At 67.3% G+C, this 25,096-nt stretch carries 18 protein-coding genes; 14 read left to right on the top strand and 4 right to left on the bottom strand.

Annotation, left to right across the window (positions count from 1 at the left end):
• The 12 genes from BRX43_RS16095 to BRX43_RS16150 all read left to right on the top strand — a co-directional run.
• Positions 1-1,275: TonB-dependent receptor (locus BRX43_RS16095; RefSeq protein ID WP_125996117.1), on the top strand; the 1,275-nt coding region annotated here is incomplete at its 5' end.
• Between the two features lie 149 nt (positions 1,276-1,424).
• Complete coding sequence (locus BRX43_RS16100; protein ID WP_125996118.1) at positions 1,425-2,660, top strand: glycosyltransferase family 1 protein; 1,236 nt, start codon at positions 1,425-1,427, stop codon at positions 2,658-2,660.
• A 3-nt stretch (positions 2,661-2,663) separates the two neighbouring features.
• Positions 2,664-3,761 (top strand): hypothetical protein, encoded by a 1,098-nt coding sequence (locus BRX43_RS16105; protein WP_125996119.1) that lies wholly within the window; start codon positions 2,664-2,666, stop codon positions 3,759-3,761.
• Positions 3,758-4,555 (top strand): ABC transporter permease, encoded by a 798-nt coding sequence (locus tag BRX43_RS16110; protein ID WP_125996120.1) that lies wholly within the window; start codon positions 3,758-3,760, stop codon positions 4,553-4,555. Before BRX43_RS16105 ends, BRX43_RS16110 begins: the two co-directional genes overlap by 4 nt.
• Positions 4,552-5,946: an ABC transporter ATP-binding protein gene (locus tag BRX43_RS21220; RefSeq protein WP_125996121.1), complete on the top strand. Its 1,395-nt coding sequence runs from the start codon at positions 4,552-4,554 to the stop codon at positions 5,944-5,946. Before BRX43_RS16110 ends, BRX43_RS21220 begins: the two co-directional genes overlap by 4 nt.
• Positions 5,943-7,235, top strand: coding sequence for a glycosyltransferase family 1 protein (locus BRX43_RS16120; protein WP_206433250.1), 1,293 nt, complete (start codon positions 5,943-5,945; stop codon positions 7,233-7,235). The genes BRX43_RS21220 and BRX43_RS16120 overlap by 4 nt, the downstream gene beginning before the upstream one ends.
• The gene (locus BRX43_RS16125; RefSeq protein WP_125996122.1) at positions 7,235-8,398 is read left to right on the top strand and encodes a polysaccharide biosynthesis/export family protein; all 1,164 of its coding nucleotides are present in this window, start codon (positions 7,235-7,237) and stop codon (positions 8,396-8,398) included. Before BRX43_RS16120 ends, BRX43_RS16125 begins: the two co-directional genes overlap by 1 nt.
• Positions 8,395-9,549 carry a glycosyltransferase family 1 protein gene (locus BRX43_RS16130; protein ID WP_125996123.1) on the top strand — a complete coding sequence of 385 codons (1,155 nt, stop codon included), beginning with the start codon at positions 8,395-8,397 and terminating at the stop codon, positions 9,547-9,549. Before BRX43_RS16125 ends, BRX43_RS16130 begins: the two co-directional genes overlap by 4 nt.
• 303 nt (positions 9,550-9,852) lie before the next feature.
• A complete protein-coding gene (locus tag BRX43_RS16135) occupies positions 9,853-10,773 on the top strand; it encodes a CDP-alcohol phosphatidyltransferase family protein (RefSeq protein WP_164523641.1) in 921 nt (306 codons plus the stop codon).
• 273 nt (positions 10,774-11,046) lie between these two features.
• On the top strand, positions 11,047-12,222 hold the full coding sequence (locus tag BRX43_RS16140) for a zinc-dependent alcohol dehydrogenase (RefSeq protein ID WP_125996125.1): 1,176 nt from the start codon (positions 11,047-11,049) through the stop codon (positions 12,220-12,222).
• Positions 12,223-12,453: 231 nt separating this feature from the next.
• On the top strand, positions 12,454-14,643 hold the full coding sequence (locus BRX43_RS16145) for a xanthine dehydrogenase family protein molybdopterin-binding subunit (protein ID WP_241215007.1): 2,190 nt from the start codon (positions 12,454-12,456) through the stop codon (positions 14,641-14,643).
• A gap of 219 nt (positions 14,644-14,862) precedes the next feature.
• Positions 14,863-15,132, top strand: a complete 270-nt coding sequence (locus tag BRX43_RS16150) for a hypothetical protein (RefSeq protein ID WP_125996126.1) — start codon at positions 14,863-14,865, stop codon at positions 15,130-15,132.
• Positions 15,133-15,269: 137 nt separating this feature from the next.
• Here the strand turns inward: BRX43_RS16150 and BRX43_RS16155 are convergent, their stop codons facing one another.
• From BRX43_RS16155 to BRX43_RS16170, 4 genes are read right to left on the bottom strand one after another with little or no spacing between them, the layout of a single operon-like run.
• A complete protein-coding gene (locus BRX43_RS16155; protein WP_346962866.1) occupies positions 15,270-16,385 on the bottom strand; it encodes a hybrid sensor histidine kinase/response regulator in 1,116 nt (371 codons plus the stop codon).
• Positions 16,386-16,402: 17 nt separating this feature from the next.
• Positions 16,403-16,951 (bottom strand): chemotaxis protein CheB, encoded by a 549-nt coding sequence (locus tag BRX43_RS16160; protein ID WP_125996148.1) that lies wholly within the window; start codon positions 16,949-16,951, stop codon positions 16,403-16,405.
• 5 nt (positions 16,952-16,956) lie between these two features.
• Complete coding sequence (locus BRX43_RS16165) at positions 16,957-17,808, bottom strand: protein-glutamate O-methyltransferase CheR (RefSeq protein WP_125996128.1); 852 nt, start codon at positions 17,806-17,808, stop codon at positions 16,957-16,959.
• A complete protein-coding gene (locus BRX43_RS16170; protein WP_125996129.1) occupies positions 17,793-21,257 on the bottom strand; it encodes a response regulator in 3,465 nt (1,154 codons plus the stop codon). Before BRX43_RS16170 ends, BRX43_RS16165 begins: the two co-directional genes overlap by 16 nt.
• Positions 21,258-21,476: 219 nt before the next feature.
• Between BRX43_RS16170 and BRX43_RS16175 the strand changes: the two genes are divergently transcribed.
• Both BRX43_RS16175 and BRX43_RS16180 read left to right on the top strand, forming a co-directional pair.
• Positions 21,477-22,469: an alpha/beta hydrolase gene (locus tag BRX43_RS16175; RefSeq protein ID WP_125996130.1), complete on the top strand. Its 993-nt coding sequence runs from the start codon at positions 21,477-21,479 to the stop codon at positions 22,467-22,469.
• 59 nt (positions 22,470-22,528) lie between these two features.
• Positions 22,529-25,039 carry a glycoside hydrolase family 9 protein gene (locus tag BRX43_RS16180; protein WP_241215008.1) on the top strand — a complete coding sequence of 837 codons (2,511 nt, stop codon included), beginning with the start codon at positions 22,529-22,531 and terminating at the stop codon, positions 25,037-25,039.
• Positions 25,040-25,096 lie beyond the last annotated feature (57 nt).

Consider the following 25,096-nt stretch of genomic DNA (forward strand, 5'->3'; position numbering starts at 1 on the left):
GACTATGGCCAGATGCAGGCCATCCTCTCCGGCACGATCGGTGACGTCCATCTGCGCTCCACCAGCGGCATCACCTCGCATGATCTGCTGGAGCGCTATGATGCGACCCGGGCCGGGGGCCCCCGGCGCGTGTTCGTGCAGATCAACCAGACGCGCATGGAGGCAAATGAAACGCGCATCTGGCGGAGTGGGGCAGACGGTTCGGGCTGGCTGGGCGGGATCAGCTACCTCCACAATCGCACCTTGCTGCGCCGCCTGATCGGCGCCCCCGATCGGCCCCTGCCGGCGACCGGGGTGATCAACGGCGTGACCGAATGGACCGCCTATGGCGAGGGCAGTATCCGCCCCCTTCCCGGCCTGCTTGCCACGGTCGGATTGCGTGCCACCCGGTCCATGCTGAAGGGGCGTGGCGCGGACGTGTCCCCGATCGTCGCTGCGGAGCGCGACGATGCGACCGCGAGCCGGTCGCAGACGATCGTTCTTCCCGCGGCCTCGCTGCTCGTCGACCTCGCGACAGGGTCGAAGCTGTTCGTGCGCTACCAACAGGGGTTTCGGCCGGGTGGCCTCGCGATCGAATCCGACTTCGTTCGCGAGTTCCGCAACGACCGGGTCGCCACGATCGAGGCGGGCATCCGCCACAGCGCGCGCCGCATCGAACTGAGCGCAACCATCGCGCGGGCCGCATGGCGCGACATCCAGGCGGATTTCATCGACGGCTCCGGTTTGCCCAGCACCGCCAATATCGGCAACGGCCGGCTCTGGACGGTCGAGCTGGCGGGCGGCGTGCGGCCGCTGCCGGGTCTGCGGATCGAGGGCGGCGCGACCTATAATGATGGTCAGATCGAAGAGCCCTCCAAGGCGTTGATCGCGCTTGCCCTGCCACCCTATCCCCCGCCGGGCGTCAGCGCTCGCGCCTTGGCGCTCGCGCGTCTCGAACAGATTCCGAACATCGCGCGCTTCACCGGCCGGATCGGCGCGATCTATACCCGCCGTCTCGGCGACGCCGAACTGACCCTGGATGGCTGGGCGCGCTATATCGGCTCTTCGCGTCTGGGCGTGGGGCCAGTGCTCGGCCAGCGCCAGGGCGATTATCTCGATACCGAAATCACCGCACGGTCGGATTTCACCCGGTTCGGCGTCAGCGCCGGCGTGAGCAACCTCACCAACGCCCGCGGCAACCGCTTCGCGCTCGGCACCCCCTTCGCCACCGGCCGCGACCAGGTCACTCCGCTGCGCCCGCGTACGATCCGGATCGGATTGGATACGCGGTTCTAGCACGCCGTTCCACATCGGCGGAAACCCAAGTGCGCTAACCTCGCGATCCCAGCGTCGTCGCCATAAGACACTGACGACCGCTTCATTATTCTCCCTGAAATCGACGCATCCCGCCAAGGCTGGGCCGCCACGCCTCCGTCTGAGGAAGGATGCACGGCCACTGTCCCCCTTTCGCCGATCCGAATGCCGCCCCCGTCCTGCTCGACGTGACGCGCCTGATCGAATTGCGCTGGACCGGCCGGCAGCCGAACGGGATCGACCGGGTCTGCCTTGCCTATGTGCGGCATTTCGCCGGCATGGCCCGCGCCGTGGTGCAGCATCGCGGCGTCATCCGGGTCATCGGGGCCGGTGCGTCGCGGCATCTGTTCAATCTCCTCGTCCAGGGCGGACCCTCCACCCGCCCGCGCATCGCCGCGCACCTGGCCGCCGCCCTGGCGGCCCCCTTGCGCCCGCAGCCGGGCAGCCTGTACCTCAATGTCACCCATACCGATTTCGACCTTCCCGCCCATGGGGAATGGATCGCACGCCATGGGTTGCGCCCGATCTATCTGGTGCATGACCTCATCCCCATTCTGCATCCCGAACACTGCCGCCCCCATGCCGTCGCCCGCCATAGCGGTCGCGTGACGGCGGCCCTGACGCAGGGATCGGGCATCATCGTCGGCAGTCACGCAGTGGCGCACGACCTGCACGATCACGCGGCCCGGCATCGCCTCCCCGTACCGCCGGTCGTGGTGGCTCCGCTGGCCGGTGCCGATCTGAAGCCGGACGGCGCACAGGCAGTGGGCTGTGATGATTATTTCCTCTGCGTCGGCACGATCGAGAGTCGCAAGAACCACCGGCTGCTGCTGCGCGTCTGGCAGCAGCTTCATGCCCGTCTGGGAGCGGCGACCCCGCGCCTGGTGATCGTCGGCCGCTGGGGATGGGGATCAGAGGATTTCCGGGCCGCTCTTCACGCATCGGGCATGACGGACGGCCTCATCCGCATCCTCGACGATTGCGACGATGCGGCACTCGCGTCGCTGATGGCCGGTGCCCGCGCGATGCTGATGCCCTCGCTGGCAGAAGGCTTCGGGTTGCCGATGGCCGAGGCGCTGACGCTCGGCATACCGGTGATCGCCAGCGACCTGCCCTGTTTTCGCGACGTCGGCCAGGGTATCCCCTGCCTGCTCGATCCCCATGACGCCGACGCTTGGGCAGACCGCATCGAAGCCTTCGATCCCGCCAAGGGCCAGAGGCAGCGGCGCATCGATGCGCTGCACGGCTATTGCCCGCCGCGCTGGGAGGAGCATTTCGCCACGATCACGCCTTGGTTGGCGGCAATCAGCGGCACGGCGCCCATCAATTCGGCGCGCCGTCGCCGCAGCCTCAACGTGGAAGTCTGATCCGTGTCGTTCCGCCTACCGCGCCCCTCGCCCCTTTTCCTCACGCTGGTCATCGTCCCGACCTTCGTCGCATTCCTCTACTTCGCCGTCTTCGCCAGCAACGTGTACGTGTCGGAGGCGCGCTTCGTGGTGCGCAGCCCCAGCAGGGCGGCGCCCACCTCGCTCGGCCAGGTGCTCAGCGGCAGCGGCCTCGCCGGCGCCAGCGAAGAGAGCAATGCCGTCGTCGAATATCTCGAGTCGCGCAGCGCCCTGGCGGATGCCGATCGGAACGGCCTTCTGACCCGCGCCTACACGGCGGGCTCGGTCTTCGTGTTCGACCGGTTCGGCGGCCTCCTGCCGAGCAATCGCGAGCGTTTCTTCGACTATTATCTCGGCAAGGTCGAGGTGGAGCCCGATCCGACGACGCAGGTCCTTCATCTGAGCGTCAGCGCCTTCGACCCGGTCCAGGCGCGCGCGATCAACGAGCGGCTGCTCGAGCAGTCGGAAGCGCTGGTCAATCGCCTCTCCAGCCGGGCGCGCACCGACGCGGTCGCGGTCGCTGAGGAGGACGCGCGCACCGCGCAGCGCCGTGCCCGGGATGCGGCGGTCGCGCTCGCCAGCTATCGCAATCGCGCCGGCATCGTCGACCCCGAGAAGGAGGCCGAGTCCCGCCTCCAGGGCATCGCCAAGCTGGAGGACGACCTCGTCACCGTCCGTACCCAGCTCCAGCAGATGGAACAGTTCACGCCCGCCGCGCCGCAAATCCCCTATCTGCGGAGCCAGGTCGCGACCCTGCAGCGCGAGATCGCAGGCCGCCGATCGGGGGTCGCCGGCGGGCGCAACTCGCTGTCGGCGGCGGGCGCGCGCTATCAGGTGCTCCTGCTCGACAGCGAGCTCGCCGGCAAGCAACTCGCTGCGGCGCTGATGTCGTTGCAGGATGCGCATGCCGAGGCCCGGCGCAAGCGCGCCTATGTCGAGCGGATCTCGTCACCCAGCCTGCCCGATTATCCCATCCGTCCACGTCGTCTGGGCGGCGTGCTGGCGGTGCTGGTGCTCGGGCTGCTCGCCTGGGGCATCGCCTCCGTGCTGTTCGCCGGCATCCGCGAGCATCGCGAGGGATGACCGCTTCCGCCGGCCCGTCGCTCCGCCACAGCCTGCGGGTGCAGGGGCGCGTCCTGTGGGCGCTGCTGCTGCGCGAGATGCTGACCCGCTACGGGCGCCACAATATCGGCTTTCTCTGGCTGTTCGTCGAACCGATGCTGTTCACGCTCGGCGTCGCGGCCTTGTGGACGGCGGCCAAGGCCTATCATGGCAGCAACCTGCCGATCGTGGCCTTCGCGCTGACCGGCTATTCGAGCGTGCTCTTGTGGCGCAACATGCCGGGCCGCTGCATCGGCGCGTTGTGGAGCAACCTGTCGCTACTCTACCACCGCAACATCCGCGTGCTCGACATCTATGTCGCGCGCGTCGCGTTGGAATTCGGCGGTGCTACCATGTCGTTCGCCGGATTGAGCGTGCTGTTCATCACGCTCGGCTGGATCGACCCGCCGCGCAACATCCTGGAGGTGGTCGGCGGCTGGCTGCTGATCGCCTGGTTCGGCTCCGTGCTGGCGATCACGCTCGGCGCGCTCAGCCATCAGAGCGAACTGGTCGACAAGCTGTGGCACCCGGCCTCGTACCTGATCTTTCCGCTGTCGGGATCGGCCTTTCTCGTCGATGCGCTGCCGGCCGCCGCGCAGAAATACGTGCTCTACATCCCGATGGTCCACGGCACCGAGATCGTGCGCGAGGGCTATTTCGGCAATCGCATCCATGCCCATTACGACCTGGGCTATGTCGTTCCCTTCTGCCTCGTGCTGACCTTCATCGCACTGGGCACCACGCAATGGGTCGCGCGGCGGGTGGTGCCGGAATGATCAGGCTGAACGACGTCCGCAAGGTCTACCACACCCGGTCGGGCGACAATGTCGTGCTCGACGGGGTCGGCTTCGACCTGCATCGCGGCGAGCATCTCGGCGTGCTGGGTCGGAACGGCGCGGGCAAGTCGACAATGGTCCGCCTGATCAGCGGCGCCGAGCGACCGACCTCGGGCAGCGTCGAGCGGCATATGTCGGTATCCTGGCCGCTGGCCTTTGGCGGGGCGTTCCAGCCGACGCTGTCGGGCATCGACAATATCCGCTTCATCAGTCGGATCTATGCGCAGGATTTCCAGCGCAACCTCGCCTTCGTGGCGGACTTTTCCGAACTCGGCACCTATCTGCGCGAGCCGGTGCGCAGCTATTCGTCGGGGATGCGGGCGCGGCTCGCCTTCGCGATCTCGATGATCATCGAATTCGACTGTTTCCTGATCGACGAGATCGGCGCGGTCGGCGATGCGCGCTTCCACGATCGCTGCAATCATGAACTCTTCGGCAAGCGCGGCGACCGGGCGATGGTGCTCATCTCGCATGATCCGGGCTATCTGCGCGACCATTGCAACCGCTTCGCGCTGCTCCATGGCGGCAAGCTGTCGCTGTTCGACGATTTCGACCTCGCCTATGACCGGTTCCGCGAGGTGATCGGCCTTTCGGCGCCGCCCGCCATCGACCGCACCGCCGCCCCGGATCGCGCCGCGCTGGTCGAGGTCGCGCAGCATCGCGCCCTGGGGGACGACCGCTTCCGCATGGCGGTGCGCGAGGGCGACTGGAGCCGCGACGCCGGCCATTGGGCCGTCGCGGAGGAACGCTATGCCGCCGCGCTCGCGCTCCACCCCTATCAGCGTTCCTATTGGGTGCAGCTCGGCCATGTCGCCAAGGAAGGCGGCCATTTCGCCCGGGCCGAACTCGCCTATCGCACCGCCTGCGCGATGGGCGAGCCGGCCGCCGATGTCGTCGAGCACCTCCGCTTCGTGGTCGCGCAGGCCGGTGACGATCCCGACCGCTGGCCGATCCATCCCTATCGGAAGGGCGATGCGGCCATCCAGACGCCGGGCCGCCCCGATGTGGCGGCGCTCGCGTGGCTGCTCTGGCACGGTGTGATGCCCGACGACGCGGAGGCACTGGCGCTGCTCCGGCGCCATGGCAGTTGCGACGCGCTGGCCGCCGCGATGGTCGCGGACCCGCGCTTCCACATGCCGCAGGACGAGGTCGCCGCATCGACTGACCACTCGCATGGCGAGGCGATCGGCGTTCTGGCCTTCGCGCACCTCCCGCCCGCCGAAGCGGCCGACATGGTCGCCCGCATGGCCGACGAGCCGGCCTGGCCCCTGGCGCGCGCGGCGGGCGCCTTTGCCGACTGGCCGCAAACCCGGGAAGCGCTGCACCGATGAAGCATGTCCTGATCGACGGATATAATCTGGGGCTGGAGAAGGGGACGGGCGTCGCCACCTACGCCCGCAACCTCAGCCATGAGGTCGGGCAACTCGGCCATCGCACGTCCGTGCTCTATGGCGACCGCCTGCCGTCGCCCCGCAACCCGCTGCTGCGCGAGATCGCCTTCTTCGACGGTGACGAAGGGACACGCCGCCGACCGCTGCGCGACATCGCCGGCATCGTCTCGCCCCGCCCCTCGGTGGCGGAGGAGATCCAGGTCAGCGGACATGTCATCACCCGGCAGTTCGCCGCGCGTCTGCCGCATCACGATACGCTCTACAATGCGCCCAACGTCTTCCGTCGCGCCAATGGCCGCTTCAACACCTGGGGCCTCAGCACCCCGGTCCGCCTGCCGGCCGCGCCGGATCTGGCGCACTGGACCTATCCCCTTCCCCTGCACGTCCCCGGCGCCGCGAACCTCTACACGCTGCACGACCTGGTGCCGCTGCGGCTGCCCTACACCACGCTCGACAACAAGCGCCGCTATCTCGGTTTGATCCGGCGGCTGGCGAAGACCGCGGACCATATCGTCACCGTGTCCGAATGTTCGCGCCGCGACATCATCGACCTGACCGGCATCGCACCCGACCGCGTCACCAACACCTATCAGTCGGTCGACATCCCGGCCCGGCTTCGCAGCCTCCCCGAGGAACAGGTCGCCCGGGAGGTGGAGGGCGCGATCGGTGCGCCCTATAAGGGCTATTTCCTGTTCTGGGGCTCCATCGAGCCCAAGAAGAATGTCGGTCGCATCGTCGAGGCCTATCTGGCCAGCGGGCTCACCACCCCGCTGGTCATCGTGGGTGCCCGCGCCTGGCGCGCGGAGAACGAGCTACGCCTGCTCGACGCCTTCGCCAACGGCAGGCCCGCCAAGGGCGACGTCCGGCGCGGCCGGATCATCGTCCTGCCCTATGCCCCCTTCAGCCTGCTCGTCAGCCTGATCCGCGGCGCCAGGGCGGCCCTCTTCCCCTCGCTCTATGAGGGGTTCGGCCTGCCGGTGCTGGAGGCGATGATGCTCGGCACGCCGGTCCTCTGCTCCAACACCTCGTCGCTGCCCGAAGTCGCCGGCGACGCCGCGATCGCGGTCGACCCCTATGACACCGCGACGATCACGGCGAGCCTTCGCGCGCTCGACGCGGATGCGGGGCTGCGGGACGACCTCGCCCGCCGTGGCCTGGCGCAGGCCGCGCTCTTTTCCCCCAACCGTTACCGTGCCCGGCTCGCCGCGCTTTACCAAAGGTTCCTGTGATGCCCGCCCCGTCGCTGCGGCTTGCCGCCCTTCTGTCCACCGCGCTGCTCGCCGGCTGTTCCACGATGAGCGCCTCGGGCCCGAGCGTCGGCGCGATCAAGCGTGCGGACCGCGCCCCCGCTGCGGAACGGGGCATAACGGTCCTGCCGCTGGACGAAGCCGCCGGCCACCGCACCGCCAGCTATGCCCGGTCGCAGCGCTTCGCCGATATCTTCGGGATGGCCCCTGCCGCCGGCACCCTGATCGGGACGGGCGACGTGCTCGACATCGCGATCTGGGAAGCGCCGCCAGCGGTCCTGTTCGGCGCCACGGCCCCCGGCGCCGGCATCGGCAATGCGCTGGCGCAGAGCGCCGGCATACCGCAGCAGGTGGTCGGCGAGGACGGCACCGTCACCATCCCCTTCGTCGGGACCGTCATGGTCCGTGGCCGCACCCCGCAGGATGTCGGCCGCATGGTCGTCGCCCGGCTCGCCGGTCGCGCCCACAGTCCACAAGCGATCGTCCGCCTCGCGCAGAACGACAGCCGGGCAATGACCGTGATGGGAGAGGTGGGCGCGACCCGCCGCCTGCCGCTCACGCCGCGTGGCGAACGGCTGCTCGATGTCCTCGCCGCGGCCGGCGGATCGCGCCAGCCGGTCGCCAAGACCACCATCCAGCTCACGCGCGGCACCCGCACGGCCGCCATGCCGCTCGACGCCATCGTCCGCGACCCCGCGCAGAACGTCACCGTCCAGCCCGGCGACATCGTCACCGCGATCTTCCAGCCGTACAGCTTCATCGCGCTGGGTGCGGTCGGCCAGAACGCGGAGGTCCCGTTCGAGGGCGGCGGCATTTCCCTGGCCCAGGCTCTCGGCCGTGTCGGCGGCCTGCGCGACGACCGTGCCAATATTCGCGGGGTCTTCGTCTTCCGCCTCGAACATCCCGAAGCGCTGCCACAGGACGTCGCCACCACGGCGCGCCGCACCGCCGACGGACGGGTCCCCGTGGTGTACCGCCTCGACCTGGGCCAGGCGACTTCGTTGTTCGCCGCGCAGGATTTCGCGATCCGCGACAAGGATGTGCTCTACGTCTCGAACGCGCCGATCGCGGATCTTCAGAAGTTCCTCAGCATCGTCTCCAGCGCCGCCTTCTCGGTGACCGGCATCAACAACGCCTTGCCATGATCGCGCGCGGTCGTTCCACGCCCACGATCTGCATCGACTGCCGCTATATCGGACCACGCCCCAGCGGCATCGCGGAGGTGGTGCGGCGGCTGATCGACCATCTGCCGGCGCTCGCACCGGAATGGCGATTTCTGCTGCTGCGTCATCCGGCGCATAGCGGGCCGTTGAGCGATGCCGCCAACGTCATCGAACAGGTGGTGCGGCAGGCCGCCAACGGACCGGCGACGCTGTGGTGGCTGCCCGAAGTCGCCGATCTCTCACGCGTGGATCTGTTTCACGCAACCTTCAACATCATGCCCGCCGGGCTGACGATGCCGTGCGTCGTGACCATCCACGACATCATGCGCCTGACCCGGCCGGCCTGGTGCCGCACCGGCCTGCGCGGGGTGGTGGAGCAACACTTCTACGGTCACGGCTTGAAGCGCGCGATCCGCCATGCCGATGCCATTGCCGCGATCAGCGCCGCCACCGCGAGAGAGATCGCGCACTATCATCCGCCCGCCGCGGCGCGGACGAGCGTCACCGCGTCCGGGGTGGCGCCGCACTTCCGCCCCCTGCCGCCCGATCCCGCCGTCCTGGCCGGCCTGGGCCTCACGCCCGGCAAGCCCTTCGTCCTGACGATCGGACAGGACGCGCCGTACAAGAATCATGAAGGCGCGCTTCGTGGCTTTGCCGCCGCCTTCCCCGGCGACGCCCCGATCGAGCTGGTCTTCGTGCAACGCCAGGGGGCGGGCCGGGCCAAGCTGAACGTGCTGGCCAAGGCGCTGGGCGTGGCGGATCGGATCCGCTTTCTGCCAACCGTGGACGACGCGCAATTGATAACGCTCTACGGTGCAGCGCAGGTCTTGCTCCACCCGTCCCTTGGCGAAGGGTTCGGCAATCCCGTGGCGGAGGCGATGGCCTGTGGCTGCCCGGTCGTCACCAGCAATATTTCTTCCATGCCCGAAGTGGCCGGAAGTGCGGCCGTGCTCGCCGATCCGTGCGACATCGCTTCGATCGCCAGCGGATTGCTGGCGGTCGTACAATCGCCCGCCCGGGCGGCGGTAATGCGCAGCGCCGGTCTGGCCCGCGCAGCCGAACTAGACTGGCGGGACTTCGCACTGGCCAATCTCGCCATCTATCGCCGATTGCTCGCCGATCGGTCGTTCTGACCAAGGTTTTCGACGTTTCGCTCCGTCAACGGAGCAATGCATCTGGCGGGAACGATTACCTTGTCTCACATTTTCCTGGTTTTCGAGAACGCAGCGACGGTCGAATGCAATGTCGCGGGACTCCCCGCCGGTGCGCGCGCCGTACATGCCCTCACCGCGCTGGCGCGAGAGGACGGGATCAATGGCTGCACGCTGGTCGCGGATCGGGGATGGACGGCAAGTGGCGACCTGATCCTGGAATGCGAACGACTGGCCCCCGATCTGCCGGTCCGTTTCGCGCAGACGCCACCGGCGAGCGACGCGATGGCGGTCAGCGGCGAAGCGTTCGTGGCGGCCCTCGCCCGACGCCATGGCTCGGCTTCGCGCGACGATGTGCTGTTCGCCCTGGTCGATGCCCGCCTTCGGCCGACAAGGCCGCAGGACGCCTTGCGCCGTGCCAGCCGCGATATCCTGACCGCGACCGGCAAGGGCGGCGATGGCATCGTCTCGCAGTACCTCAACCGACCGATCTCGCGCGCGATCAGCGGGCAGCTGCTGAAGATTCGCGGGTTCGAACCGTCGCATGCCAGCATCGGCACGGCCCTTCTCGGCCTCTGCATGGCGCTGGCCCTGGTATTTGGCGGACATGCGGGGCTGATCGCGGGGGCCGTGCTGTTCCAGGCGGCGTCGATCTTCGACGGGGTCGATGGCGAGATGGCACGGGCGACCTATCGCACGTCGAAATTCGGCGCCGCGCTCGACAGCGCCATAGATGCCGGAACCAACCTCGTTTTCCTGCTGGGGGTGACCATCAACGTCGCGCTCGCCGGCGATACATTGGGCGCGGCCGCCGGCGGGATCGCGCTGGTGACGCTTGCCGCAGGTCTTGCCCTGATCGGCCGCCGCGCCCGTGCGACACGTCAGCCCCTGAACTTCGACGTGGTGAAAGGCCATTTCCGTCAGAGGGACCATAACATCGTCATGGATTGCCTGATCCACCTCACCATGCGCGACTTTTATGCGCTCGCCTGCGCGCTTCTCATCCTCGCGGGCCTGACGCACTTCGTCCTGGTGGCTTTCGCAACCGTGGCGCTGGGCTGGTTCGCCGTGACGACGTTCGTGCTCGCCCGGAGCGCACGCCAGCCCGATGCGGCCACCACGCCCGTCACCCGCAGCGACTATACGGACGCACAACCGTCGCGGTCCTCCCGCCCCCTACAACCGGCCGATAGCCGCTTCATCTAGCCGTTCGGTCCCTCCCGGGACCAATGGTCGGGTCGAGCGGATGCACCCGACCATCGAGGGGGCAAGCCGGCCTAGTATCGGGCCATGTCGAAACGGCGCAAGCTCGTCGCGCGTTGCCGCGCGTGGCACGACCTGGTCGCAGACCTTTGCTGAAAACCGGAAGTGCGTTCCCATCGACGAATGGGTGTGAGCCCGTTCCGTGCGACGAGACGTTGAGGTGGTTCAGTCGCTTTTCCGATCCTGGCGGAGCTCCTGCTCATACGGAGACGAAACATGCGCGCATTATGCTGGCACGGTAAGGGCGATGTTCGCGTCGACACTGTCGCGGATCCCGAGATCCAACACCCGCGCGATGCGATTATCAAGGTTACCGCCTGCGCGATCTGCGGGTCGGACCTCCACCTGCTCGACGGCTACCAGCCCACTATGGAGGCCGGCGACATCCTCGGTCACGAGAATATGGGTGAGGTCGTCGCGCTCGGCTCGGAAGTGACCAACCTCAAGATCGGCGACCGCGTGGTGGTGCCATTCACGATCAGTTGCGGCGATTGCTGGTTCTGTCGCAAGGGTCTGTTCGCCGCCTGCGACCGGACCAATCCCAATGCCGAGATGGCCGTCAAGGCGATGGGCCACTCCCCCGCTGGCCTGTTCGGCTTCAGCCACATGCTGGGCGGATATTGCGGCGGCCAGGCGGAGTATCTGCGGGTACCGATGGCTGATATCGGCCCGATCAAGATCCCCGACAATGTCACCGACGATCAAGCGCTGTTCCTTTCGGACATCTTCCCGACCGGCTACATGGCCGCCGAGAACGCACAGATCGAATCGGGCGATACCGTCGCCATCTGGGGCTGTGGCCCGGTCGGCCAGTTCGCCATCCGCTCCGCACTGATGATGGGTGCGGGGCGCGTGATCGCGATCGACGAGGTGCCCGAGCGGCTCGCCATGGCGGAAGCCGGCGGTGCGGAGACGATCAACTTCGCCGAGACGGACGTCTATGACGAACTGCAGGCACGGACCAAGGGACGCGGCCCGGACAGCTGCATCGATGCGGTCGGCTGCGAGGCGGCCGGACACGGCGCGGCCGATGCCGTCATGGACAAGGTCAAGGCAAGCGTGATGCTCGCCACCGATCGCGTCCACGTCCTGCGCCAGGCGATCATGAGCTGCCGCAAGGGTGGCACCGTCTCGGTCCCCGGCGTCTATGTCGGCATGGGGGACAAGCTGCCGATCGGTGCGGCCATGAACAAGGGCCTGACCATCAAGCTCGGCCAGACCCATGTGCAGCGCTACACCAAGCCGCTACTGGACAAGATCGTTGCCGGGCAGATCGACCCCAGCTTCGTCATCACGCATCCGGCCAGTCTTGAGGACGCCCCGGAAATGTACGCCAAATTCCGCGACAAGGAGGATGGCGTCATCAAGGTGGTGATGCGCCCGCACGGTTGAGCCGCAAAACCCTTACCTTGCGTCCGGCCCCCACAGGGGTCGGACGTTTCTGCGACCCATAGCCGGCGATTCGCGCACCCTATTCCGTTTCCCGACTCCAGACGGGTATTCGTCTGCCACCTATGCTTCGATCCATCATCGTTCGATGAGAAGATCGGCGCTTCGCTACGCTTCGCGGAGCGTCCGCCCGCTGCGGCACGTTGAAGCCTTCGGGCCAGACAAGGTGCTGAGATGGAAGCTGAAATATCCAATGGGTCGACGATGTTCGGCATCCGGCAACGAAGCGCCTCCGGCGTCAGCCGGATCGGTGAACCGCAGACGCGCATCGACGGGCCGGAAAAGGTCTGTGGCCTGGTCGAGTATCCCGGCGACGTATCGCTCCCCGGCATGGCGCATGCGGCCCTGGCGGTCAGTGCCATCGCCAGCGGCCGCGTCACGTCGATCAGGCGCGACGAGGCGGAGACCATGCCGGGCGTGCTGCTGATCCTGACCCACGAGGATGTCGGCGACGCCATCGGACCCGTCGACCATCTGATGGAAGGCGGCTATGCGAACAGTAGCTGGCGTCCGCTCGCATCGCCCGAAATCCGTTACGCCGGCCAGATCGTCGCGATGGTCGTGGCGGAGACGGCCGAGGTCGCGGTGGCGGCCGCGGCCGCTCTCCGCATCGGCTATGCCGGGCAATCACCCGTCGCCTCCCTCGCCGACCCGCGCTGTACGACCGAGCGGCTTGCGGAGGTCAACGCCGAGCATCATGATCGCCGCACGGGCGATCTCGATGCCGCCCTCGCCCGCGCAGCGGTCCGGGTCGACTCCCGCTATTCGACGCCGATCCAGCACCACAATCCGATCGAACTGCCGAGCACGACCTGTTTATGGGACGGTGACCGCCTGACGGTGTACGAACCGACCCGCTATCTGGGCGCGGCACAGCACGGGCTTGCCGCACAGCTCGGCATCGCCCCCGATCATGTCCGCATCGTCTCCCGCTTCATCGGCGGGCATTTCGGCTCCAAGCTCGCCCTGTCGCAACACACGGCGATCTGCGCCCTCGCCGCGCGCCGGCTCGACCGGCCGGTCCGGCTCGAGGTCAGCCGCCGCGATCAATTCACGATCGCCAACCACCGTACGGAAACGCGCCACCGCATCCGCCTGGGTGCGACGGCCGATGGACGGTTGCTGGGCCTGGGGCACGAGGCCGCGACCGTCAGTTCGCGCTTCGACGATTTCGCGATGGAAGGGACGGATGTGTCCACCGCGCTATATGCGGCCGAGGCGGTCGCGGCCGAAGAGCGGCTGGGGCGGGTCGATCGGAACACACCGGGGCCCATGCGGGCGCCGCCCGAGGTGCCTTTCCTGTTCGCCCTGGAAAGCGCGATGGACGAGCTGGCCCATGCGCTGGAGATGGACCCCGTCGAACTGCGACGCCGCAACGATACGGCGACCGATCCGGTCACGGGCAAGCCCTTCACGACCCGGCCGCTGATGCGTTGCTTCGACGCGGCGGCCGCGGCATTCGGCTGGTCCGAGCGGGCGCCCCGGCCACGGGCCACGCTGCGGAACGGCTGGTGGATCGGCTATGGCTGCGCGGCCGCGGCCCGGCCTGTCAAGATCGGCCCTGCGTCGATCCGGGTCATGCAGGATGGCGAGGGAAATGTCCGCGTCGAAACCGCGCACCACGAGATCGGCAACGGCCTGTACACGCTATTGGCGACGATCGCGTCCGAGCGGCTGAACGTCCCGCTGGACCGCGTCACCGTCGTGCTCGGCGATAGCGCATTGCCCCCGGCCGGCATATCGGGGGGCTCCGCCACGACCACCAGCCTGGCAAGCGCGCTGGCCGAGGCCTGTGCGGCGCTGCTCCGCAACCCGGAGGGCCCGCGCGAGGTCCGTCACGACTATCTGCCGGCGGGCGCGAAGCCCGATGCGTTGGAGGCGCTGCGGGCCGGGCATATCAAGCTGCTGACGCTGCCGGAGGACGGGCTGGCCTGGACCTTCGGTGCGCATATGGTGGAGGTGCGCGTCCATGGCCTGACCGGCGAGGTCCGTGTGCCGCGCCATGTCGGCGCCTTCGCGGCGGGGCGCGTGCTCAATCCGACGACCGCCCGCAGCCAGTATCTCGGCGGCATGGCCTGGGGCCTGAGTTCGGCGCTGCTGGAGAAGACCGAGCTGGACCCGCGCACCGGCATCTACATGAACCGTGATCTCGCCGAGTATCTCGTCCCGACCTCCGCCGACATCGCCGAACAGACGGTCGTCATGGCGGACGATGACGATGCCGCGGTGAATGCCGAGGGGATCAAGGGGCTGGGCGAGATCGGCATCATCGGTGTCGCCGCGGCCGTGGCCAATGCCGTCTTCCACGCGACCGGGGTGCGCCTACGCGACCTGCCGATCCGGGTCGAGGCATTGTTGAACTGATCACCCGGTCGGATGACCAGCCCCGGACCGATTACTCGCGTCCACCTCCTTCGCCCTCGACCTCCGGACGTTCCAGCAGGTCAGCGAGTGAGGGAGATCCGATTGCGAACGGTGGGCGAAATCCGGACCTTATGACGGCCGGCATAGCCCATCGATCAGATGGGCATTGAATCCCGTCCGCTCTGGTGTATCCATGGCGCACCAGCAAAAGGGTTGATCATGAAGAAGATTTTCGCAGCCGCTATCGTCACCGGCCTGCTTTCGCTCGCAGCCTGCAATTCCAGCCCGCGCGAGCAGGCGGCCGACAACATCGAATCCAACACGGAAGCGGTGGCCGACAATCTGGAGGACGCGGCTGACAACACCAGCAACGCGGCCGCAGAAGCAAGCCTCGAGAATGCCGCCGACGCCGTTCGTGCGACCGGCCAGAACCAGGCTGACGACATGCGCACGAATGACCCGGATACCAACCTTTCCAATGGCATCTAAACGCCAAGGCGTTTAGAACCTGGACAGACTGCTCCCAAGCAGTTCGAATGGGAAGGGCATCCGAGGTCACTCGGATGCCCTTCTCGCATTCAGGCCGGATCACGCGCTTCGCAGACGATATGTCGGGATGATGTACGTCAATCCATGCAAGGCAGCCGGACGAGGAATGTAGATCCTTGCCCAACGGTGCTTTCCTTCAGGCAGATCCCCCCGCCGTGCAGCGCGACGAGCTGGCGGACAAGCGCCAGTCCGATGCCCAGTCCCTCGGTCGGCCCATGGCTGCGCTCGACCTGCGCGAACAGATCGAAGACCTGCGACTGCATGTCCGGCGGGATACCGACCCCGGTATCGGCAACCTCGATCACGACCTCTGCGCCGGTGCGGTGCACCGTCAGGGCGATCGCACCGCCCGGTTCGGTATATCTGGCGGCATTGGCCAAGAGATTGCTCAGGATCTGGGCGATGCGTGCATGGTCGGCATCGAGCCAGATCGGCCCCTCCGGCACATCGACCGTCAGGCGATGCTCGCGGGCTTCGATTCGCGGCCGGGTGATTTCCACCGCGAGCGCAACGGCATCGGCCAGCAGCATCCGCTCGGTGCGAAGTACGATCTTCCCCTGGTCGATCCGGGCGACGTCGAGCAGGTCCTCGATCAGCCGGGTCATATGCGTGACCTGGCGCTCCATCTGTCCACGCACCTGCTCGAACACCTCATCGGAGCGGCTGCGGCCGATCAGGTGCACCCCGGCCCCCAGCGCCGCGATCGGATTGCGCAATTCATGCCCGACCATGCCGAGAAACGCGTTCTTGCGCCGGTCGGCGAGCTGAAGGCTACGAGTCATCTGCGCGAGTTCATCCCGCTGCTCCATGATCTGGCGCCGCTGCTCGTACAGATTGAAGAAGACATCGCTCTTCGACCGCAGGACGGCCGCATCGATCGGCTTTTGGAGGAAATCCACCGCACCCGCCTCATAGCCGCGAAAGCGGCGTTGCGCGTCCGCACTGCCGGCTGTGAGGAAGATGATCGGCACATGGCGCGTGCGCTCGTTGCCGCGCAGGAACTCGGCAAGCTCGAACCCGTCCATGCCCGGCATCTGCACGTCGAGCAGCGCCAGGGCGACCTCATGGACCAGCAGCAGCTCGAGCGCCTCGTCACCGGAGTGCGCCTTCAGACACTCCAGCCCCTCACGTCGCAACAGCGCCTCCAGCGCCAGCAGATTTTCGTCGAGATCGTCGACTAGCAGGAACTTCACGGGTGCAGGCATTCGGCTCAGGCCAATCGTAGGAGGTACGGGGCGATGGCGTCGATCGCCAAACGGGTAGCATCGGGGCAAAGCGCGAGCCCGGCCGCGGGCATGGTATGCACCTGCGCGGTGTCCGGGTCTTCGACAATCGCGATGCCGCCGGCCCGCGCCACGGCGCGAAGCCCCCGGGCACCGTCATCATTGGCACCGGTCAGCAAGATAGCGATGAGACGGCGTCGCATCGCATCGGCTGCGGTTTCCAGCAACAGGTCGATCGACGGCCGGCTATGGTTGACCGGATCGTCGGCCGACAGCGCCATACCGCCACCGGCTTCCACGAGCAGGTGGTAATTGGCCGGTGCGACATAGATGGTGCCGGGTGCGGGCGATTGCTTATCCTCGGCTTCACACACCTGCATCGCGCATCGTGCCTGGAACAGCGCCACCAGCCCGTGGTCGCGATCGGGCGGCACATGGAGGACGATCAGGATGGGCCGGGGAAATTCCGCCGGCAGGGCAGGCAGCAGCGTGAGCAGCGCCTGGACGCCGCCCGCCGAAGCGCCGATGACGACCATCCCGCTCACCGCTCCCGCCGCTGGTAGATCTTCTCTTCCCGACTGAAGGCGGCAAAGCCGGCCGCATGGGCGGAAAAGCGCAGGCTTTCCTTATGGCCAAGCCCCAGGAACCCCCGCCGCACCAGCGATTCCTCGAAGAGACCAACCGCCCGCTCCTGCAGATCGCGGTCGAAGTAGATCAGCACGTTGCGACAGGAGATCAGGTGCATTTCGCCGAATGCCGAGTCCGTAGCCAGGCTGTGGTCCGAAAAGACGACATTGGCGCGCAGGCTGCTGTCGAAGATCGCCCGGTCGTAATCGGCGACATAATAGTCCGACAACGAGGTGCGCGCACCGGATTTCTGATGGTTCTCGGTGAATTTGCGGATCTGGTCGAGCGGATAGATGCCGGCCTCGGCGGCTTTGAGGGCCTTGGGGTTGATGTCGGTCGCGTAGAACAGGGTACGCTGCTCCAGCCCCTCCTCGCGGAACAGGATGCTGAGCGAATATACCTCCTCGCCATTGCTGCATCCCGCCACCCAGACCTTGAGCGAGGGATAGGTCCGCAGATGCGGGAGCACGCGCTCGCGCAGCGCCCGGAAATAGCTCGGATCGCGGAACATCTCGCTGACCTGGACGGTCAGGTAGTTCAAGAGCTTCGCCAGCATGGCGGGGTCGCGCAGCAGTTGCTCCTGGAGCGCGGAGAAGCTGGACATGCTCAGCCGTTCGCGCGCCTGGACCAGCCGTCGCTTGATCGAGGCTCGGGCATAATGGCGAAAATCATAGTGATAGCGCCGATACAATGCCTCGAGCAGAAGCTCGATCTCGATGTCGTCGATATCGGATGCGGCAAGGTCGTCGTTCATCGCGGCATCCATACGCGTACCAGCGACAACAGCTTGTCCACATCGATCGGCTTGGCCATGTAATCGCTTGCCCCCGCCTCGATGCAGCGTTCCTGATCGTCCGGCATCGCCTTGGCAGTCAGCATGATGATCGGCAATTTGGCCCAACGCGGGTCCTTGCGGATTTCGCGGGTGGCGGTGAGGCCATCCATCACCGGCATCATCACGTCCATCAGCGCGAGATCGATCGCGGGTTCGCCGTTTGCCGCAGCCTTGGCCAGGGCATCCAGCGCCTCCCGGCCGTTGCGGGCGATACGGACGACCACGCCGCGCGGCTCCAGGACGCTGGTCAACGAATAGACGTTGCGGACATCGTCCTCGACGATCAGCACATGCCGCCCCTCCAGCACCGCATCGCGACGCCGGGCCGCCTGGATCATCTCCTGCTGTTCGCTCGGCAGCTCGGACACGATCTGATGCAGGAACAGCGAGACCTCATCGAGCAGTCGCTCGGGCGACTTGGCGCCCTTGATGATGATCGAGCTCGAATAGCGGCGCAGCTTCTGCTCGTCATCGGCGCTGAGATCGTGACCGGTATAGACGATCACCGGCGGGAAGCTGTGCGCGCCGTCCTCCTGGCTGAGCGTCTCCAGCAGCGAATAGCCCGACGCATCCGGCAGCGACAGGTCGAGCACCATGCAGTCGAAGGTCTGGGCGCGCAGCATGTCCAGGCACTCGGCCGCGGTGCTGACGCCGACCGTCTCGACATCGTCCTTCTGGAGAAGGCGCGCGACCGCCTCACGCTGGACGGTGTCGTCCTCGACGATCAGCACGCGGCGCATCCGGCTCGCGCTGCGCTCCTGCAGGTTCTTCAGCACCTCGGCGAGCAACTCGCGCTTGATCGGCTTGATGTGATATCCGACCGCCCCCAGGGATAGGGCCGTCTGGCTCTGATCGGCGGCCGAGATGACGTGGATCGGGATATGCCGGGTGGCGTCTTCCTGCTTCAGCCGGTCGAGCACGATCAGTCCCGACTGGTCGGGCAGGCCGAGATCGAGCACCACGGCGCTGGGGCGGTAGGTCTGGGCGAGGTGAACCGCTTCATCGGCGGTGCCGGCGACCAGGCACTGGAAGCCTAGTTCCCGCGACAGATCGCAGACGATCGAGGCGAAGACCGGATCGTCCTCGATCACCAGCAACTGGCGACCACCGGGGATCAGCGAGTCACGGTCATCCTCCACCGCCCAGTTGGCCGCCGCGCTCGACCGGCGCGGCGCCCGGTCGGCGGTGACGGACGCGGGCTGCGCCGGCGACGTCGCCGGACGGGTTTGCGCGGCCGCCGTCACAGGCTGCACGCGGGCTGTCACCGCGGCCGGATCATAGTGCGTGGGGAGCGAGAGCGTGAAGATGCTGCCCTCCCCGGGGCTGCTCTCCAGCCTGATGCCGCCACCGAGCAGCCGGGCCAGCTCGCGCGAGATCGACAGGCCCAGCCCGGTTCCACCGTAGCGGCGGCTGATCGTGCCGTCGGCTTGGTGGAACGCCTCGAAGATCATCCGCTGCTTCTCGGGCGAAATGCCGATGCCGGTATCACGGACGACGAATGCGACCCGATCTCCGTCGGCGCCGTCGGCCCGGACGTCCAGCCGCACCGATCCCTTCTCGGTGAACTTGAGCGCGTTCGAGAGCAGGTTCTTGAGGATTTGCTCCAGCCGCATCCGATCGGTCTCGACGCTGCGCGGGGCGCCCTCATCCAGCACGATCGCGAGATCGAGCCCGCGCTGCTTGGCCACCGGCTGGAAGACCTGGCCCAGGTCGTTGCCGATCCTTACCAAACTGACCGGTTCGGGGCGGATATCGACATGACCGGCCTCGATCTTCGACAGGTCGAGGATGTCGTTGATCAGGGTGAGCAGATCGTTGCCGGACGCCTCGATCGTGCGCGCGAACTTCACCTGTTCGGCGGTGAGGGTGCCGTGGCTGTCGTCGCCCAGCAACTTGGCGAGGATCAGCAGCGAATTGAGCGGCGTCCGCAGCTCGTGGCTCATATTGGCCAGGAAGTCGCTCTTATACTGGCTGGCCTGTTCCAGCTCGCGGGTCTTCGCGAGGAGCGTCGCGCTGCCGCGTTCCAGTTCGTCGCGCTGGTTCTCCAGGGCCTGGGCCTGCTCCTCCAACTGGCTGTTGGTCTGTTCGAGCTCGACCTGCTGCTGTTCCAGCATCGCCTGAGATTCGCGCAGCGACCGGCCCTGCTCCTCCAGTTCCTCGTTGTTGACCTGCAACTCCTCGCTCTGCGTCTGGAGCTCGGCGGCCTGGCGTCGGGTTTGCTCCAGCGCATCCTGCAATCGGCTGCGGAAGCTGGCCGATCGCAGCGCGACCCCGATCACGGGCGATGCCCGCTCCAGCAACTCCACCACCATCTCATCGATCGTCTCGAAGAAGCCGAGCTCCAGCACCGCGTTCACGACATCGTCCGCCCTGGCCGGCACGATCAGCAGGTGACGCGGCTTGTCGCTGCCAAGGGCGGAGCCGATCTTCAGATACCGATCAGGAACGTCGTCGAGCTGGATCGGCGCGCCCTCGGCGGCCACCCGGCCGAGCAGCCCGTCGCGAAGGCCGAATCTCGCCGGCATGTCGGCATTATCTGGAACGCCCAGCGTGGCGACGCGGTGGAACTCGCCCGCCTCCCCCTTGAACAGCGCACCGGCTTCAAAACGCAGCCGGTCGGCCAGATATCCCAGCACCGCGTCGGCGATCTCCTCGACCGTCCGGTCGCCGCGCACGGCGGCGGAGATGCCAAGCACGCCGTCCTGCAGCCAATCCTCCCTGGCGCGCGCATGCTGGTTGCGGCGGACCAGGACGAAGATCAGCAGGGTCAGCGCCGCGCCGATCATGCTGGAGACCAGGCCGCCGGCGATCGCCATCCGCGACGCGGTGGCCATCTCGGCGAGACGCTCCTTGCGAAGGCGGTTTTCCTCCTGCGCCATCGAGGCAAGATGCGTGCGGATCGCATCCATGCTGATCTTGCCGCGATCCGTACCGACGATGGCCAGTGCGCCCGTCAGGCCCCGCGTCCGGCGCGCGTTGATCGTCTCCTGCAATTCCTCCAGCTTGGCGCGGACATGACGGCGGAGTTCCGTGACATTGTCCTGCTGCACGTCGTTGTCCTGGACCAGGTTTTGCAGGCGATCGAGGCTGGCCCCAAGCGTCCGGGTCGCGTTGGTATAGGGTTCGAGATAGCTGCTGACGCCGGTGAGCAGATAGCCGCGTTGACCGGTTTCCGCGTCCTGCACGCTGGATAACAGCTCGTCGACCGCGATCATCACCGTGTGGCTGTGCCGGATGGCGGCATCATCCTCCCTGAGGGTGCGTATGTTGTGATAGGCAAGTGCCCCGCTGATCAGGAAGAACGCCAGGCCGACGACCAGCCCTATCGTCGTCCAGGCGGAACGGCCACCGGAGCTATCGAACGAATTCCGGCGCTTCATGCACGTCTGTCCCCGCTGAACCTCTGCCTTCGCATACCGTGCCTCCAAGAGAGAGCAAGAACCTAGGTTCCGACCTCCACCCATCACCCGGGCCTCCACGCGGGATATCGCGGATGCCCAGAATAGCGGACGCCTTGGCGCGGGCGGAATTGGCCGGCTTGACCCGTTGGTAGCGCTATCGCTATCGTCTTGAAAATAAAGACAAAATAGGAGAGTGCGATGATTCGCGAGACTGTCCGGGCTACCCGACACCCGTCGCCTGGTCAGCGAGCGACCTGGCTGACCGCCACCGTCCTCGCCTGTGCAGCGATAGCGGTATCACCGGCCTACGCCCAGACCCTGAGCAACGCGACCCGCGGTCCGGTCAGCGACCGGATGGTCCCCATTCCCACGCCCGCGCAGCCGGGGGCGATCACGCTGGATACCGGCCGTCTGCCGGGCGCGACGGCGCCGGAAGCCTGGCACAGCCAATATGGCAGCGTCTTCGCGCGCAATGTCGTGGTCGCGACGCTCACGCCGTTCCTGCCCGATCCGGCCAGCGCGAGCGGCACCGCGGTCATCGTCGCGCCCGGCGGTGGATTCCGCACCCTTTCGATGCAGAACGAGGGCTGGGACGTCGCCAAGGCGCTGGCGGCGCGCGGCGTTGCCGCCTTCGTGCTCAAGTACCGCCTCAACCAGACGCCGCAGGACATGGCGGCCTTCGACCGGTCGATGAAGGTGATGGTCGCGCGCGGTCCGGGCGATCGGCCCTCGGCCGACCGGGCCGCCGCCAGCCTAGCGCCGCAGGTCGCCGATGCGCGCGCTGCCTTCGCCCTGGTCCGCGCGCACGCCAGGGATTGGCATGTCGACCCGAGCCGGATCGGCATGATCGGCTTTTCCGCCGGCGCGATGCTGACGATGACGACCGCCCTGTCCGGCACCGATGCACGCCCCGCCTTTATCGGCAACGTCTATGGCCCCCTGGGCGCGGTGACGGTGCCGGCGGACGCCCCGCCGCTGTTCGCCGCCATCGCGGCGGATGATCCGCTGTTCGGCAAGGCGAATTTCGCCTTGATCGACAGCTGGCGCACGGCCGGGCGGCCGGTGGAGTTCCATCTCTACGAACAGGGCGGCCATGGTTTCGGCATGTATCCGAAGGCGACGACATCGACCGGCTGGTTCGATGCCTTTGCCCGCTGGATGACGATGCACGGCTGGATGCGCGCGCAATAGGATCGCGCGTCCTCCTTCCTACCCCCTCTCCTTCCCTTCCCGTTTTCCGGAGACGTCCTGTGCTCAAGCCATTGCCCGCCTTGTCGGCCAGCGTCGCCCTTTGCGCGCTCGCGATCGGCTTGCCCGGTTTCCCGATCGCTTCACGGGCGGACGCCCAGGCGCTCAGCGTGTCGCCCGCGGAAACGCTGGAGGGGCGCGGCCTGAGCGTCATCATCGACCAGAACCAGTTCAGCCCGATCTTCTTCGACGAGAAGAATGCCGGCATCCAGATCGTCCTGCATGGCGAGCGGATCGCCACGGACGGCGCGGTGCGGCTCGACAAGACGCCCGAGCAATGGGCCCCGGTCCCGGCCTTTCTGGGGCGCAGCGTCGACCGGGCCACCAACACGGTGGTCGTGCGATCCGCCTATAAGGCGCAGGACCTGGGCTATCGCGTGCGCGTGACGCCGGAGGGCGACGGGGCCTTTCGCATCGCGGTCGACCTCGACCGTCCGCTTCCCGCCGCCATGGCGGGCAAGGCCGGGTTCAACCTCGACTTCCTGCCCAGCAGCTATTTCGGCAAGACCTATCTGATGGATGCCGCCGGCGGCCTGTTCCCGCGCCATCCGACCGGTCCGATGGCGAAGGACGGATCGGGCGATCCGCTGCCACTGGCATCGGGCGGGCATAGCTTGACCCTGGCGCCCGAGGACCCGTTGACCCGCGTCTCCATCACCTCCGACAGCGGCCCCTTGTCGCTCTTCGACGCGCGTGCCCGGGCCCAGAATGGCTGGTTCGTCGTCCGGTCGGAGATCGCAGCGGGCGCAAAGGACGATGCGGTCGTCTGGCATGTTCGCCCCAATCTGGTGAAGGACTGGGTCCGCCAGCCGGTCGTATCCTTCAACCAGGCGGGCTATACGCCGGGCCGGGCCAAGGTCGCGTTGATCGAACTCGATCCGAACTTCCCCGCCCCGCGCGAGGCGGAACTCGTCCGCTTGGGGAGCGATGGCGAACAGGTCGTGCTGCGCGCCGCGACCAGCCCGCGCGGACGCTATACGCGCTATGACTATGCCGCGTTCGACTTCTCGTCGGTGCGCGCGCCGGGCGTCTATGCGATCCGCTATGCCGGGCGCACCACCAACCCGTTCCGCATCGCGGCCGACGCCTATGCCCGGATCTGGCAGACCTCGCTCGACACGTTCATCGCCGAACAGATGGACCATATGGGCATCCGCGAACAATATCGCGTCTGGTCCGCGCCCTCGCATCTCGACGATGCGCGCCAGGCGCCGCCCAACCACGTCCATTTCGACGGCTATCGCATGGGCCCGAACCTGGACTCCCCGTTCAAGCCAGGCGAGCACATCCCGGGCCTGGCGGTCGGCGGGTTCCAGGATGCCGGCGACTATGACATCCAGACGCCCGAAAACGCGCAAGTCGTCCGCGACCTGGTCTGGGCGCGCGAACTCTATGGCCTCGACTGGGACGAGACGAGCATCGACGAGCGCGCGCGGGCGGTCGAGATCCGCAAGCCCGACGGCGTCGAGGACGCGGTCCAGCAGATCCGCCACGGCACGCTGCAACTGCTCGCCCAGTACAAGGTCTTCGGTCATGCCATCGTCGGCATCGTCGACCCGGCCCTTCGCCAATATGCCCATCTGGGGGATGCCGGCTCGCAGACCGATGGCCGCCGGTTCGACGCCGCATTGAAGACCGGTGAGGTCCGCGACGACGCGTCCGGCACGGCCGACGACCGTTGGGCCTTCACCACCGACCTGCCGGCCAACAGTCTGGCGGTGGCCGGTGCGCTGGCGGCGGCTTCGCGCGCCTTGCGGGTGAGCGATCCCGCCATGGCGGACGAGGCGTTGGCGGCCGCGAAGGCGCTATGGGCGCGGCAACAGACCGGCAAGGTCCAATCCGGCGACGGTCGGGACGATAGCGCCTCGCCCCGCTCGGCGGAGGTCGCCAACGTCACCGCCACGGTCGAACTGCTGCTGACGACCAAGGACCGCGTCTATGCCGACAGGCTGCGCCGCCTGCAGCCGGTGATCGCCCGGACCTTCGCCTTCACCGCCGGGCCGGCGGTGCGCGCCCTCCCGCTCATGGATGCCCGGTACCGCGCCGCCATCGCCGGCGCCGTGCGCGCGTTCAAGGTCCAGACCGACCGCGATCTCGCGAGCAATCCGTTCGGCGTGCCGATCACCGAGGGGAGTTGGGCGGGTTCGAACCAGGTCGTCAGCTTCGGCGCGACCATGCACCTGCTGCACGGCGCCTTTCCGGCGATCGTCGGCAACGACTATACGCTGAACGCCATCGACTATGTGCTGGGCCGCCATCCGGCGAACAACCTGTCGCTGGTGTCGACGGTCGGCACCGCATCGAAGCTGATCGGCTATGGCCATAACCGTGCCGACTACAGCTTCATCCCGGGCGGGCTGGTACCCGGCGTACTGATCGTGAAGCCCGACCTTCCCGAAGCGAAGACCGACTGGCCCTTCCTGTGGTTCGAGAATGAATACACCGTCAGCACCACCTCGGCCTATATCCTCGCCGCGCGGGCAGCCGAGGCAAGCGCGGCGGAGGCGCGATGACCATAAGCGGCCATCCAGTACGGGTTTGGTCGCTGGGCTATATGCCGGGGAATTCTT

This window comes from Sphingomonas sp. S-NIH.Pt15_0812 (assembly GCF_003951315.1).
Classification (GTDB): domain Bacteria; phylum Pseudomonadota; class Alphaproteobacteria; order Sphingomonadales; family Sphingomonadaceae; genus Sphingomonas.